Genomic DNA, 14,976 nt, shown 5'->3' with positions numbered 1-14,976 from the left:
GGCGGGAGGTCCGTAGTGCGGGCGCGGCGGCCGGGGCCGCCACGCGGGTTACCACTTGAAGATTTCCCAGGCGGGAATGAGCATGTCCGGCTGGTCGGAACGGACGAAGTTGCCCTCGCTGCCATCGGCACGCACCAGGAAGTACGGCTTGCCGTTCTTCGGCGTGACCTTGATGGCGTAGAGGAAGCCGTTCTGGCGGTATTCGGTGATGGTCTTGTCGCCGTCCTGGCGGATGGTGACGTCCGGATCGCCGGTGACCGCGTCCTCGGCCATCGCCCCCAGCGTGCTCGCGGCCAGCACGGCGGCCAGCATCAGGCGGTTGAATGCGCGCATGATAACCTTGTCCTTTTCTCGTCAATGGTCGGTCCATTCTAGCGCCGGCCCCATGGAAAAGGTTGATCCCTCGCATGTCTAACGCCCCCTTGGTCCTGGTCGACGGTTCCTCCTACCTGTACCGCGCCTTCCACGCCCTGCCCCCGCTGGCCACCTCCAAGGGCCAGCAGACCGGCGCGGTGAAGGGCGTGCTGAACATGCTCAAGAGCCTGCGCAAGCAGTATCCGGACAGCCCCTTCGCGGTGGTGTTCGACGCCAAGGGCGGTACCTTCCGCGACGAGATCTTCGCCGAGTACAAGGCCAACCGCCCGCCGATGCCGGAAGACCTGCGCGGCCAGGTCGAGCCGCTGCACGCCAGCGTGCGCGCCCTCGGCTACCCGCTGCTGTGCGTGGACGGGGTGGAGGCCGACGACGTGATCGGCACCCTCGCCCGCCAGTGCGCGGCGCTCGGGCGCGACGTGGTGATCTCCACCGGCGACAAGGACATGGCCCAGCTGGTGTGCCCGCACGTCACCCTGGTCAACACCATGACCGGCAGCGTGTACGACATCGAGGGCGTGAAGGCCAAGTTCGGCGTCGGCCCCGAGCTGATCATCGACTACCTGGCCCTGATGGGCGACAAGGTGGACAACATCCCCGGCGTGCCGGGCGTCGGCGAGAAGACCGCGCTGGGCCTGCTGGTGGGCGTCGGTGGCGGCCTGGAGGTGCTCTACGCCAACCTGGACAAGGTGCCCGAGCTGCCCATCCGCGGCGCCAAGACGCTGCCGGCCAAGCTCGAGGAACACCGCGAGATGGCGTTCCTGTCCTACCTGCTGGCCACGATCAAGACCGACGTCGAGCTGGACGTCCGGGTCGAGGACCTCTACCCCGGCGAGCCGGACCGCGAGGCCCTGCTGCGGCTCTACACCGAGCTGGAGTTCAAGAGCTGGCAGGACGAGCTGATGCGCGAGAAGGCCAAGAACCCGCCGGCGCCTCCGATCAGCGGCGGCCTGTTCGACGAAGGTCCGCTGAGCGAGGAGCCGGAGGTAGCCTCCTGCTACGAGACGGTGCTGGAACAGGCGCAGTTCGACGCCTGGCTGAAGAAGCTGGAACAGGCCGAGCTGATCGCCTTCGACACCGAGACCACTAGCCTCGATGCCCAGCAGGCCCAGGTGGTCGGCGTGTCCTTCGCGGTCACCGCCGGCGAGGCGGCCTACGTGCCGCTGGCCCACTCCTACATGGGCGTGCCCGAGCAGCTCGACCGCGACGCCGTGCTGCGCGCGCTCAAGCCGATCCTCGAGGACCCAGCCAAGGCCAAGGTGGGGCAGCACGCCAAGTACGACATGAACGTGCTGGCCAACGCCACCACGCCCATCGACATGCAGGGCCTGGCCTTCGACACCATGCTCGAATCCTACGTGCTGGACTCGACCGCCACCCGCCACGACATGGACAGCCTGGCGCTCAAGTACCTGGAGCACAGCACCATCCGCTTCGAGGACATCGCCGGCAAGGGCGCCAAGCAGCTGACCTTCGACCAGATCGCCCTCGAACAGGCCGGCCCCTACGCCGCCGAGGACGCCGACGTCACCCTGCGCCTGCACCAAGCCCTGTGGGCCAAGCTCTCGGCTACCCCGGCGCTGGTCAAGGTGCTCAAGGACATCGAGATGCCGCTGGTGCCAGTGCTCGCACGCATCGAGCGCAACGGCGCGCTGGTCGACGCTAAGCTGCTCGGCCAGCAGAGCCTGGAGCTGGGCGAGAAGATGATCGCCCTGGAGCGCGAGGCGTACGCCATCGCCGAGCAGGAATTCAACCTAGGTTCGCCCAAGCAGCTCGGCGCCATCCTCTACGAGAAGCTCGGCCTGCCGGTGCTGAGCAAGACCGCCACCGGCCAGCCGTCCACCGCCGAGAACGTGCTGGCCGAACTGGCCGAGCAGGACTACGCCCTGCCCAAGGTGATTCTGCAATACCGCACGCTGAGCAAGCTCAAGAGCACCTACACCGACCGCCTGCCGGAGCAGATCAACCCGCGCACCGGGCGCATCCACACCAGCTACCACCAGGCGGTGGCGGCCACCGGGCGGCTCTCCTCCACCGACCCGAACCTGCAGAACATCCCGATCCGCACCGCCGAGGGCCGACGCATCCGCCAGGCCTTCGTCGCACCCACCGGCTACAAGCTGATGTCGGCCGACTACTCGCAGATCGAGCTGCGCATCATGGCCCACCTGGCCAGGGACGAAGGCCTGCTGGACGCCTTCCGCCACGACCGCGACGTGCACAGGGCGACCGCGGCCGAGGTATTCGGCGTCGAACTGGAGCAGGTCACCGCCGACCAGCGCCGCAGCGCCAAGGCGATCAACTTCGGCCTGATCTACGGCATGAGCGCCTTCGGCCTGGCCAAGCAGATCGGCGTCGACCGCAAGCAGGCGCAGGCCTACATCGACCGCTACTTCGCCCGTTACCCCGGCGTGCTCGCCTACATGGAGCGCACCCGCGAGCAGGCCAGCCAGCAGGGCTTCGTCGAGACCCTGTTCGGGCGCCGCCTGTACCTGCCGGACATCCACGCGAAGAACCCGGCGCTGCGCAAGGGCGCCGAGCGCACCGCGATCAACGCGCCCATGCAGGGCACCGCGGCGGACATCATGAAGCGCGCCATGGTGGCCGTGGACCGCTGGCTGCCGGAATCCGGGCTGGACGCGAAAGTCATCCTGCAGGTGCACGACGAACTGGTGCTGGAAGTGCGCGAGGATCAGGTCGAGGCGCTGAAGGCCGGCCTGCTGCCGCTGATGAGTGGCGCCGCCGAACTGGCAGTGCCCCTGGTGGTGGAAGCGGGCGTGGGCGACAACTGGGACGAGGCGCACTGAAACGCTGCGGCATAAGGTCGCATCGTTTATGCGATTTTATGCCTTCTGGTTATTTACTTATGACAACGCGATTTAAAAAAAACTGAACTAACCGTCAAAGTGGCCGGTCAGAGAACACGAATGGCACGCAAGCCCTTCGATGCTCCTAGCTGTGTTTTAGTGTTGGCAGATCTCTGAACCCCGCCCTAGCGGTTCAGAATTGAACCCCGGACTTCTCCCTCCCCATACGAAGCCCGGGGTTTTTTTTGCCTGCGATTCAGCCCCGAACTCACTCGGCCTCGTCGTCTTCCAGCAGACCCAGCCACTGCGCCAGCACCAGCTGCGCCTCCTCGACGCCCATGCGCTTGGGCGCGGAGAACAGCTGGATGCTGGCCACATCGTCGCCCCACTCCTTGCGGATCTCCTGGCGCACCTTGAGCAGGGCGTTCTTGGCGGCGCCGAAGGTCAGCTTGTCGGCCTTGGTCAGCAGGATGTGCAGCGGCATGCCGCTGGCCTTGGACCAGTCCAGCATCATGCGGTCGAACTCGGTCAGCGGATGGCGGATGTCCATCAGCAGCACCAGCCCGCACAGGCTCTCGCGGCTGCCCAGGTAGGCCTCCAGGTGCTTCTGCCAGTGCTGCTTGAGCGGAATCGGTACCTTGGCGTAGCCGTAGCCCGGCAGGTCGACCAGGCGGCGCTCGTCGTCCAGGCGGAAGAAGTTGAGCAGCTGCGTGCGCCCCGGTGTCTTCGAGGTGCGCGCCAGGCTGGCATGGGTCAGGGTATTCAATGCGCTCGACTTGCCGGCGTTGGAGCGTCCGGCGAAGGCCACTTCCAGGCCGCTGTCGTCCGGGCACTGGTCGACCTTGGCGGCGCTGATCAGGAAAGTTGACTGCTGGCACAGGCCGAGAATGGGGTTCTTGGATGACATGGGGAGTCCGTATGGGCGGGGTAGCGGAAGCGCTCGCCAGCGGCCGGGAGAGCCCGGGGGCGCGGCATGGTGTCGCTTCCGTTTCAGCGACTCCAGTATATAATGCCGCAGATTTTGTGTGCGCTTTGTCCTTCCGCCGGGAGCGAGACATAACCGCTGCGCGACCAGACGCAGGCCGTTCCCATCCCTGATGAGGTCTGGCCAATGGAGAAAATGCTGATCGCCGGCGCAGCGTTGTTGTGGTTGTCGGCGGCCGCGAATGCCAATGCGGTACAGGATCCCGAAGCGGTTTATGCCAAGGCCTGTTCGGCCTGCCACAATGGACAGCTGCCGATGGCACCCAAGCGTGGCGACAAGGCCGCCTGGGAGCCGAGAATGGCCAAGGGCATGGACGCGATGGTACTGAGCGTCACCAAGGGTTTGAATGCCATGCCACGCGGTGGCCTGTGCATGGATTGCAGTGCCGAGGACTACCAGGCCGTCATCAAGGTGATGAGCGAGTAGTCCCGTAAGAAAACCTTATTACCTCTAGCCGTTATTGGATTAGCTGATGAACAAAGTACTCGTGAGTCTCCTGTTGAGCCTGGGTGTCTCCGTGGCAGCACACGCCGCCGACGCTGGGAAAATCGTCGGCGATGCCGAGGCCGGCCAAGCCAAGACCGCAGTCTGCGGCGCCTGCCACGGCGCCGACGGCAACAGCCCCGCACCCAACTTCCCCAAGCTGGCCGGCCAGGGCGAACGCTACCTGCTGAAGCAGCTGCATGACATCAAGGGCGGCAAGCGCGTCGTGCTGGAAATGACCGGCATGCTGGACCCGCTCAGCGAGCAGGACCTGGCCGATATCGCCGCCTATTTCGCCAGCCAGAACATGAGCGTGGGCGCCGCCGACCCCAATCTGGTCCAGCGTGGCCAGGAACTGTTCCGCGGCGGCAAGCTGGAAGAAGGCATGCCCGCCTGCACCGGTTGCCACTCTCCCGACGGCGCCGGCCTGGCCGCGGCCAGCTTCCCGAAACTGGGTGGCCAGCATGCCCAGTACGTCACCAAGCAGCTGACCGATTTCCGCGAAGGCAACCGCACCAATGACGGCGATGCCATGATCATGCGCGCCATCGCCGCCAAGCTGAGCAACAAGGATATCGAAGCCGTGTCCAGCTACATCCAGGGTCTGCACTGAGCAGCGCTGACAAGCCGAAACAAAAGGGTGGCCATGGCCACCCTTTTTCTTGGGTGCTGCCGCTACAATGCCGGAACCCGTCGCCGTGACGCCGGTCGAATCGAGCCGCCGCATCACGCGGCCCCATCGTCAAGGAGCTCCGCATGCGTAACCTGATTCTCAGTGCCGCCCTCTTCAGCCTCAGCTTGTTCGGCCTGAGCGTCCAGGCCGACAGTATCGAGGCCGGCCGCCAATACACCGAGCTGAGCAGCCCGGTCCCGGTTTCCCAACCGGGCAAGATCGAAGTGGTCGAGCTGTTCTGGTATGGCTGCCCGCACTGCTATCAGTTCGAACCGACCCTCAACCCCTGGGTCGAGAAGCTGCCGGGCGACGTCAACTTCGTGAGAGTCCCGGCCATGTTCGGCGGTATCTGGGACGTGCACGGCCAGCTGTTCATCACCCTCGAATCCATGGGTGTCGAAAGGCAAGTGCATGACGCCGTGTTCGAGGCCATCCACAAGGAGAAGCGCAAGCTGGCCACTCCCGAGGAAATGGCCGAGTTCCTCGCCGCCCACGACGTGGACAAGGGCAAGTTCCTGAGCACCTTCAACTCGTTCGCCGTGAAGGGTCAGATGGCCAAGGCCAAGAAGCTGGCCATGTCGTACCAGATCACCGGCGTGCCGGTCCTGATCGTCAACGGCAAGTACCGCTTCGACATTTCCTCGTCCGGCGGTGAGAACCAGGCCCTGGAAGTCGCCAACTTCCTGATCCAGAAAGAGCGTACCGCCAACTGAGTCCCTGCCCATGCTGCGCCGCTGGAGTTCCGGGCGTTCCGCGGGCCTGCGCCAGGCGCAGGTCAACGGCTTCTGCACGGAATCCAACGGCCACTGCGGCGATGGCCGCCTGCGCTTGCTCAGCTTCAACATCCAGGTCGGCATCAGCACCGAGCGCTATCACCACTACCTGACCCGCGGCTGGCAGCACCTGCTGCCGCACCCCGGCCGGGCAGGCAACCTGCAGCGCATCGGCGTCCTGCTCGGCGACTACGACCTGGTCGCGCTGCAGGAAGTGGACGGCGGTAGCCTGCGCTCCAGCTACGTCAACCAGGTCGAGCGCCTCGCCGAATTGGGCGCGTTTCCCTACTGGTACCAGCAGCTCAATCGCAACCTCGGGCGCCTGGCCCAGCACAGCAACGGCGTGCTCAGCCGGTTGCGCCCCGACCAGCTGGAAGACCATCCCCTGCCCGGCCCTCCCGGCCGTGGCGCCATCCTGCTGCGTTTCGGCGAAGGCGCCGATGCCCTGGCCGTGGTGATGATGCACCTGTCCCTCGGCGCCCGTACACGCACCCGCCAGCTGGCCTATGTACGCGAGCTGATCGGGAGCTACCGACACGTGGTATTGATGGGCGACATGAACACCCACGCCGTCGACCTGCTGCAGCATTCGCCCCTGCGCGATCTCGGCCTGGTGGCACCGCAGATCGAGGCGACCTTTCCCAGCTGGCGCCCACAACGCTGCCTGGACCATATTCTGCTGAGTCCCGAGCTGGTGCTGGAGCGGGTCGAGGTGCTCAGCCAGCCGATTTCCGATCATCTGCCGGTGGCCGTGGATATCCGCCTGCCGACCGGCTCCAACCTGCCTATGCTGTAGTGGCTTTGCCACTGGATTGCCACTAATGACCAACGACGCCCAGCGCTGGAAAGACAAGTATCTGGCAAGCCTCGAACAGCAGGAGCTGGAAGAGAAGCGCTGGAACGAACGCCTAGACCTGCTGCGACGCGGCCTGGTGCGCAGCTCCCTGGCGGCCGAGGGCAGCGACAAGGCGGTGGACCAGTGCATGCAGGAGCTGCGCGAACTGATCCGCGGCGAGCAGATGGACGCTGGCCTCGCCGCACTGATCCCGCGCCTGGAGAAGGCCGTGCTGGATTCGGAGCAGCGCCGCCAGCAGCGCGTCGAACAGAACATCGCCGGCATCACCGGCCTGACCCAGCAACTGCTGGCCCTGGAGCCGCCGCGCGAAGTGCGCAAGGCGCTCAGGCAGTTCGCCAAGCGCATCGACGAGCGCGCCAGCCAGCCGCGCGAGCTGCCCGCCCTGCTGGCCGAGCTGGGCAGCCTGCAAGGCAAGGCACTGAGCGTGCTGGGCAGCGAGCCGGTGGAACGTCCCGGGCTGCTGCGGCGCCTGTTCGGCGGGCGCGAGGACATGCCGGCGGAGGACGCTTCTCTCCCGCCGCCATCCCAGCCCGCTCCCCCGATCGATATCGACGAGGAAGACGAGCAGGACATCCCGACTGCCCTGGCCCCTGCCGAAGCCGATGCGCCGGCCATCCCGACGACCGCGAGGGAGAGCGCTGCCGGATCTCCGCCTCCGCCAGCCGCCGCCGGCCCGCAGCCAACGCCTCCACGCCTCGCCCCCAATCTGGACAGCCTGCCGCTGGACGCCCGCATCATCACCGGCGACGGCGATCCCGCCTACGAGCTGCCCGAACGCTCCGAGCCCGGCTACAGCGCGGTGGCGCCGCATATCGCCGAGAGCCTGCTCGGCCTGCTCGCCGAACTCGAACTTCCCGACTATCACCAGCCCCAGGGCGAGGCCCTGCGCGAGCGCCTGCAAGGCGGGCTCAACTGGTACGAACTGGTGCCCCTGCTGGACGATCTGGCAGTGCTGGTGCTGGCCGTCACCGACAACGGGCAGCGCGAGTTCGCCGGCTACCTCAAGCAGCTCAACGAACGCCTGGCCGCCTTCCTCGACACCCTCACCGAGGCCCACGAGGGCTACAGCGAATCGGTGGAGAGCGCCCGCAATTTCAACCAGGAGCTGCGCGACCAGGTCAGCGGCCTGCAGGCCAGCGTGCAGGACGCCATCGACCTGCCCAGCCTGAAGCGTGCCCTGGAGCAGCGTCTCGAGGGACTGCTGAGCACCGTCAGCGAGCACCAGCACCAGCGTGAAGGGCGGGAGGAGGAAGTCTCGGCACGCCTGCAGGCGCTGACGCAGAAGGTCGCCGAGATGGAGCAGGAGGCTCAGGGCTTCCGCGAGCATCTGGAGGAACAGCGGCAGAAGGCCCTCGTCGATCCCCTGACCGGCCTGGCCAACCGCGCGGGCTGGGCCGAGCGCCTGGACCTGGAAATGGCACGCTGGCGCCGGTATGGCGGCGACCTGTTGCTGGCAGTGCTGGACGTCGACCACTTCAAGCGGATCAACGACAGCTATGGCCACCTGGCCGGCGACAAGGTACTGAAGATCATCGCCGGCGAGCTTGCCAAGCGCCTGCGCAAGACCGATTTCCTCGCCCGTTTCGGCGGTGAGGAATTCGTATTGTTGATCCCCGGCACCCCGCTGGAGGGTGGGCAGCAGTTGCTGGAAACCCTGCGTGGAGCCGTCGAGGCCTGCCCGTTCCACTTCCGTGGTGAACCCGTGACCATCACCTTCTCGGCGGGACTCACCGCGTTCGCCGGCGAGGACAACAGCGAAACGACCTTCAGCCGTGCCGACCAGGCCATGTACAAGGCCAAGCGCGAAGGTCGCAACCGCATCGAGCTAGGCTAGCCGCCTGCGGATGGAATCCGGGATTGCAGGGTTCGCCTCCTGTGGGATGCAAATAAAGTTTCATCCTAACTCTAAAAACAGAGAGAAACGTCGCGCGCTCTCCTATTCATAAAAAATCCCTTTTATATCAGTATGTTGTGAGCACTTACACCCGAGACTGGATCGTTTTGCCTTTCATGGGAGAATGATTAAGGGCGCTAAAGTATCATCCTAATTTTCGCCCAGGCTCGAAAAATACGGTAAATGGTGAAAATAAAGATTCATCCTTTTCCGATGTTGCCCGTTCCAACACGTAAGCAGTCAGTCAGAAAAAACACATAGATCCAATCCCTAGCGAGCATTGAGCTCTCTCATCCGTGCCAACTGCTCCAACCCTTGGACGCCCTAAATGCTTACCCAAAAAAATCAACACCTTCTTTTAAAAACACAATCAAAAATGACTCCCTTATATCCATTTAACCTAAACAGCCTTCCCCCCACTGCACTAGCTAGGGCTCGTAGTTCGGCGCAAGGCTGAAGTCGCTTGGCTGCTTCGCTGTGCAGATCCATGACCCACTTTCCATCAAACTCCCGGTTGTAGTTCCACAAGCATCTCGCGAGTCTTGCCGGCCCGCTCCACTAACAAGACCACAACATCTCCAACGTTCTTGTCGTCTAGCCGGGCCTGTAATGTGGTGACGTCGTCGACGGCGATACCGTCGATGCTGATAACGCGATCGCCGGGCACGATGCCGCCTGCGGTGACCTCGACGCCGACGAGCCCGGCCCTGTGCGCCGCCGAGCCCGGCGTCACGCGCAATACGAATACGCCCTTACTGCCGGTCAGCGCCTGCAGACGCGCGTTGAGCTGCTCATCCACCTCGATGCCCAGCGCCGGACGGATGTACTTGCCGGTCTTTATGAGTTGCGGCACCACGCGCATGACGGTATCGACCGGCACCGCAAAGCCGATGCCGGCCGAGGCGCCAGACGGACTGTAGATGGCGGTATTGATGCCGATCAGCCGCCCAGCCGAATCGAGCAGCGGGCCACCGGAATTGCCGGGGTTGATAGCGGCGTCGGTCTGGATCAGGTGGTCAATGGCCGGGCCACTGGCGTCGCCGGAAAGGGTGCGGTCAAGCGCCGAGACGATGCCGGTGGTGAGCGTCCAGTCCAGGCCAAAGGGGTTGCCGATAGCAAACACCTTCTGTCCCACCTTGAGGTCGGCGCTGGTGCCGACCGGCACGGCAGGCGGGCGTTTGAAACCGACGCCGATCTTGAGTACGGCGATGTCGTGCGCTGGGCTCGCCCCCACCAGCGCGGCCTGGTAGTCGCGGCCATCGGCGAGTTTGACCGTGGCTTCAGAAGCACCCTGGATGACGTGGAAGTTGGTGACGACGTGGCCGGCGTCGTCCCAGATGAAGCCCGAGCCGGTGCCACGCGGCACGGAGAAGACATTGCGCGTCCAGACGTCGCGCACCAGCTGCGCGGTGGTGATGTAGACCACCGAGGCGCGTGATTTTTCGAACAGTTCGATGGTGGCCTGTTCGTCAGCGGCCAGATCGCCACGCGGCGTGACGGTGCGCTCAGCGGCTTGGCGCGGGCTGAACCAGGCTTCGATGGCGGGCAGGAACTGCCAGAACAGCATGAGTGCTGCAACGCACGCAGTGATGACGAGCCAGCGCCGGATGAAGGGATCCGGTGCGGGGCGTGGGTACGGGTCAGGGTAGGCCATGAGAAGTCTCCTGTTGATAGGCAATCAGCGCCATAGCCCGCTCGGGCGCCAGCGCGGCGGGCGCGGCGTCACAGCGGATTCCGGCAAGAAATGGGGCGTGTGAAATGGCAAGGCTGTTACGGGGCCAGGCGCCAACGTCAGCAGGCGTGAGATACGATCTTGCGTTGCCGGATGGGTGCGCAACCAGGAAGGCTCGGGATTGCCCCATCCCGGCCGCAGCCAGGCACGCCAGGAGCGGCTGACCCGCTCGATTTTCGCCAGCGCGGACGCCAGCCCGTGCGGGTCGCCAGTCAGCTCCGCCGCGAGGCGGTCAGCATCGAACTCACGCACGCGAGACAGGCCGAGCTGTGCGAGCAGGGCCAGCTGGGGCGAGGCGATCAGCAGAAGCAGTCCAGGCCAATTGACCGCCACCGCGCCGGCCAGCAGTGCGGGCAAGCTGAACACAATAGCGATCTGTCCGACCATCGCCAGCAGGCTCGTGAGGCGACTGACGGAATCCGCCAGCCCCATGACACGCAGATCCTCATTAGCGATGTGCGCGACCTCGTGCGCGAGCACACCCGCCAGTTCGCGCGAATTCAGGTTGCGCAGCAGGCCATCGGTGAGAGCGATCGATGCATGCTGCTTCGAGCCGGTGGCGAAGGCGTTGACGACGGCACTGGGCACGTAGTGCGGCACCGGCGTGGCGGGCAAACCGGCACGGGCGGACAGCTCGCGCAACAGGGCCCAAATCTCGGGGGCTTCGTGCGGGTACAAAGCCCGTGCGCGGTACAGGCGCAAGGTCAGCGCCGACGCGGCTGCCGGCTCCAGCAGCAGCGCGCCAGCAACGGCAATCAGCGCGAGCCACAGGCCGCTTTCCCCGAACAGCAGGCTTCCTGCGGCGGCTGCGATCCCGACCAGGGTCAGGACCAACAGCCCGGTCTGCAGGCGGTTGAGCCAGCGGTGTTGCAACAACGCCGCGCGCGGGTCATTGGGATGATGACGGGGCATGCTCAGATGTCTCGGCGGCACGGTCGTCGCGCTTGCGCAGCAGCCAGTAGGTCGCACCCAGAGCCAGCGTGGCGCCTGCCAGCGCGGCTATCTTTGCGGGGCTCGCCTCGGGGTCAAGGATCACGAACTTGCGCGCCAGCGCGATCAGACCAATGAGGATCACGGTCTTGACCTGGATGATGCTGTCCCGACGCAGCGCCACGCGCACGATGGAATGCTTGAACTCCATCGCGATCAAGAGCGTCATGATCATGCCGAACACACTCTGGAATACCTTGTGATCCAGGGGATTGAAGGCATCGAGGACCAGCAGCGTGAAGACGATGGAGATAAGCTGGAACAGCGACACCACGATGATGACGGCAATTACCGCCGACAGAACGAGGGCAACAACCTGCTCGAAGCGCTCGTAAACCGTCATCAACCGCCACTGGGAGCGCATCTCGTCAAGGGCCGTGTGGCCAGATTCTTTATGCATAAGCGTTGCTCTCTCTTTCAATGAAACATTAATGGAACGGGGAGTCCGAGAGGACGACTCGATTACACCTGGATTGCCGAGGCAATTGCGAAGCCACCCAGCGCATAATGTCCTGCGCGCCCGTGGCGCCGCCGATGGGTGGATCAGCCTCTTGCACGTCAACCCTTTGTCCCATGCATGGCATCAATCCGGCTTCTGGGCTGGCGGCAGCAATCCCAGCAGATCTGCCTGCAAATGTTGCAACTTGTCGATGCCAGCCCTCAATGCCTCGACACGGCCGGCATTTTTCATTTCACTCAGGGTGTGCGCTAACTGCTGGATGCTCTGATGCAGGACATCGACCTGATCATCAGGATCCTTGCCGAAGAACGTAGGACGGCCACTTTGATCCCGCCAGTATTGGAGTGCTTCGGGTTGAGGCAGCACGTGGGTCTTACCTGACAGATAGTCGATCATCTGGGAAATCCAGACCCGGTGGTCAGCGTATGTGAACGGCACGGGCAGCGCGGAGCGACTGTCAGGTTTGAATTCCTTCCAGGATAAGGGTACCTGCCAGGTGTGTAGCCATTGCTCGAATTCATGCGCCGGCATCGGATGCCCGATGGCATAACCCTGGCCCCACTCGCATCCCATACGCAGCAGCATTTCACCATGCTGAATGGATTCGACTCCCTCCGCGATGCAGTTCCTGCCAAACGACCTTGCCAGTGCCAGTAGCGCATCCAGGATGGCGATATCGTCCGGATCCTCGAGCATGTCGCGTATAAAACCTTGGTCGATCTTGAGCAGGTGCGCGGGCAGGCGCTTCAGATAGGTCAGCGAGGAATAGCCGCTGCCGAAATCTTCGAGGGCAAAACGCAATCCCATCCTCTCGCACAGCGCCATCAACTGAGACACTTGAACGAAGTCCTCCACGGCGCTGGTTTCGAGGATTTCCAGCTCAAGGTCTTGCGGCTGGGCGCCGGGATGACGTGACAACATACCCCGTAGATGCATGATGAAGTCCGGTTGCAGCAAGTGCCGCGCACCGATATTCACGCTGATCGGGACATGAAGGCCGGCCTTGCGCCAAACTTCGATCTGGGTCAGCGCAGCCTCGATGGTCCATTCCCCCACGTCAATCCCGAGCGGATGGTTCTCAATGATGGGTATGAAGGAGGCAGGAGATAACAAGCCACGCGTCGGATGTTGCCAGCGGATCAAGGCTTCGGCGCCCAGCACCTCACCGGTGCGCATGTTGACCTTAGGTTGGAAATAAAGCAGAAACTGCCCATTGGCAAGTGCATTCTTTATGCTGTCAAATCCTTCGTGACGGGTGCACAGAGTACAATCCTTCTCCGTATCGAAAACGTGATATCGATTCTTGCCGGCTTGCTTGGCACGATACATAGCCTGATCTGCCTGCCGCAGCAGTTGATCGGCGGCGATATCTTCGCCTTGCGGGTAGTAGCTCACACCGATACTCGCGCTCACCTCGCACAGTGCGTCACCAATCGGTACGGGCTGTACAGCCACCTCGATCAGGCGATCGAGAATCGGTACGCTGACGGAAATATCCGGCAGGTCGACCAGAATAGCGACAAACTCATCACCACCAAGACGGGCCAAGGTATCGTCTTCGCGCAACACCTGCGCCATACGCCTGGACAGGACGGAAAGCAATTTGTCGCCGACTCCGTGGCCGTGCTGGTCGTTGACCTTCTTGAATCCATCCAGATCGATGAAGACAACCGCCAGGTGCATGCCACGCCGACGTGTCTGACGAATGGCCTGCTTAAGGCGGTCTCCAAGCAATAGTCGATTGGGCAAGCCGGTGAGCAGGTCGTAATGAGCAACGCGTTCAAGCTGTTGCTGGTTCTCCTTCAGCGCTGTGATGTCGGAAAACATGGCTGCGTAATGCTCAATATTGCCCCGCATATCCGGGACTGCACTGATCGTCAGCAGCGCGGCAAACTGACTGCCGTTCTTGCGTCGGCACCAGAGCTCTCCGTGCCAATAGTCGTGCTCACGCAGAGCCTGCCAAACGGTCTGATAGAACTCATCGTCATAGCGATCGGACTCGAGCAGACGAGGTGTCTGCCCCATTACTTCCTCCCGCGCATAACCAGTGATCACGGAAAACGCCCGATTGACGTTGACAATGTGGCCTTGAGCGTCCGTAACGAGGATGCCCTCTCCTGCGTGCTCAAAAACTTTAGCCGCAAGGCGAAGCTCTTCCGCGGATCTTCTGCGTGAGGTGACATCATGGATATAGCCGTGCCAGAGGATGCTCCCATCAGGCATGGCTTCAGGCGACGCCTCGCCTTCGACCCAGATCACCCGACCGTCTGGAAACTGCACTCGGTACTCGTCATGCCAAAGCGCGAGTGACTGCCCCGACGCCTGTATGGTTTCATGTACACGGTCGCGGTCTTCAGGATGGAGCGCAGCGAACGCAGGAGTGGCATCTTCAACAACATCCTCCGGTGCAACCCCGTATATTTCCTGTATCCTCGCGCTGGCATAAGGGAAGTGCGAGCTGCCGTCCGGACGAAGACGGTATTGGTAAAGCATACCGGGAACGTGGCTGGCCAACTCTTCTCGCTGTCGGCGCATAGAGTTCAGCGACTGCTCGACCCTCTTGAGATCGGTGATGTCCTCTACCGTCCCGTCTGCCGCTCTGGGCCGACCAGAGGCGTCGCCCTTGAATGTTGCCCGCAGGTGTATCCAGCGAACCTGCCCTCCGCTGACGATGCGATACCGCAAATCAAGGGACTTTCCGCACATGGCAGCATCCCATGCCCTATCGAAGAGGGGGCGGTCTTCAGGGTGAATGCACTGCAGGAATCGCTCAAAGGCTATTGGCGCACCAACATCCAGGCCGAGCACGCGGCAGGCTTCATCGGAGCAAGTGAGGAGTTGCGAGCCAAGATCGAGATGCCAACTGCCAAAATGGGCATTCTGGTTAATCTGGCCACAGTGTCGGGCTGAGATTTGAGGAGTCTCGTTCAAAGGTGACGCTCCTTATGGGT

At 63.3% G+C, this 14,976-nt stretch carries 12 protein-coding genes; 6 read left to right on the top strand and 6 right to left on the bottom strand.

Annotated features, from left to right (window positions below):
- Positions 1-48 precede the first annotated feature (48 nt).
- Complete coding sequence (locus tag N5D30_RS15400) at positions 49-333, bottom strand: DUF2782 domain-containing protein (RefSeq protein WP_279909645.1); 285 nt, start codon at positions 331-333, stop codon at positions 49-51.
- A 74-nt stretch (positions 334-407) separates the two neighbouring features.
- Here N5D30_RS15400 and polA point away from each other — a divergent pair, with 74 nt between their 5' ends.
- Entirely contained in the window at positions 408-3,179 is a 2,772-nt protein-coding gene (gene polA / locus N5D30_RS15395; RefSeq protein WP_279909644.1) for a DNA polymerase I, read from the top strand.
- A gap of 268 nt (positions 3,180-3,447) precedes the next feature.
- Here polA and yihA read toward each other — a convergent pair whose 3' ends face one another.
- Entirely contained in the window at positions 3,448-4,086 is a 639-nt protein-coding gene (yihA, locus tag N5D30_RS15390) for a ribosome biogenesis GTP-binding protein YihA/YsxC (protein WP_279904035.1), read from the bottom strand.
- Positions 4,087-4,290: 204 nt separating this feature from the next.
- Here yihA and N5D30_RS15385 point away from each other — a divergent pair, with 204 nt between their 5' ends.
- The 5 genes from N5D30_RS15385 to N5D30_RS15365 all read left to right on the top strand — a co-directional run bounded on the left by N5D30_RS15385 (position 4,291) and on the right by N5D30_RS15365 (position 8,783).
- A complete protein-coding gene (locus tag N5D30_RS15385; RefSeq protein ID WP_220815303.1) occupies positions 4,291-4,590 on the top strand; it encodes a c-type cytochrome in 300 nt (99 codons plus the stop codon).
- Positions 4,591-4,636: 46 nt separating this feature from the next.
- Positions 4,637-5,260 (top strand): c-type cytochrome, encoded by a 624-nt coding sequence (locus N5D30_RS15380; protein WP_220815302.1) that lies wholly within the window; start codon positions 4,637-4,639, stop codon positions 5,258-5,260.
- A gap of 143 nt (positions 5,261-5,403) precedes the next feature.
- Positions 5,404-6,033, top strand: a complete 630-nt coding sequence (locus N5D30_RS15375; RefSeq protein ID WP_279909643.1) for a thiol:disulfide interchange protein DsbA/DsbL — start codon at positions 5,404-5,406, stop codon at positions 6,031-6,033.
- Positions 6,034-6,043: 10 nt separating this feature from the next.
- The gene (locus N5D30_RS15370; protein ID WP_279909642.1) at positions 6,044-6,889 is read left to right on the top strand and encodes an endonuclease/exonuclease/phosphatase family protein; all 846 of its coding nucleotides are present in this window, start codon (positions 6,044-6,046) and stop codon (positions 6,887-6,889) included.
- A 25-nt stretch (positions 6,890-6,914) separates the two neighbouring features.
- Entirely contained in the window at positions 6,915-8,783 is a 1,869-nt protein-coding gene (locus N5D30_RS15365) for a GGDEF domain-containing protein (RefSeq protein WP_279909641.1), read from the top strand.
- Positions 8,784-9,345: 562 nt separating this feature from the next.
- Here N5D30_RS15365 and N5D30_RS15360 read toward each other — a convergent pair.
- From N5D30_RS15360 to N5D30_RS15345, 4 genes are all read right to left on the bottom strand, one after another.
- Positions 9,346-10,497 carry a trypsin-like peptidase domain-containing protein gene (locus N5D30_RS15360; protein ID WP_181121558.1) on the bottom strand — a complete coding sequence of 384 codons (1,152 nt, stop codon included), beginning with the start codon at positions 10,495-10,497 and terminating at the stop codon, positions 9,346-9,348.
- Between the two features lie 24 nt (positions 10,498-10,521).
- A complete protein-coding gene (locus tag N5D30_RS15355) occupies positions 10,522-11,487 on the bottom strand; it encodes a zinc metalloprotease HtpX (protein ID WP_181121556.1) in 966 nt (321 codons plus the stop codon).
- A complete protein-coding gene (gene psiE-GI / locus N5D30_RS15350) occupies positions 11,465-11,965 on the bottom strand; it encodes a heat resistance protein PsiE-GI (protein ID WP_181121555.1) in 501 nt (166 codons plus the stop codon). The genes N5D30_RS15355 and psiE-GI overlap by 23 nt, the downstream gene beginning before the upstream one ends.
- 183 nt (positions 11,966-12,148) lie before the next feature.
- Complete coding sequence (locus N5D30_RS15345) at positions 12,149-14,956, bottom strand: GGDEF domain-containing phosphodiesterase (RefSeq protein WP_227342567.1); 2,808 nt, start codon at positions 14,954-14,956, stop codon at positions 12,149-12,151.
- Between the last annotated feature and the right edge of the window lie 20 nt (positions 14,957-14,976).

The organism is Pseudomonas sp. GD03875 (genome assembly GCF_029840585.1).
Classification (GTDB): domain Bacteria; phylum Pseudomonadota; class Gammaproteobacteria; order Pseudomonadales; family Pseudomonadaceae; genus Aquipseudomonas; species Aquipseudomonas paralcaligenes.
Note: the sequence above shows the minus strand (reverse complement) of the source record. Positions and strands in the feature narration are given on the sequence as shown.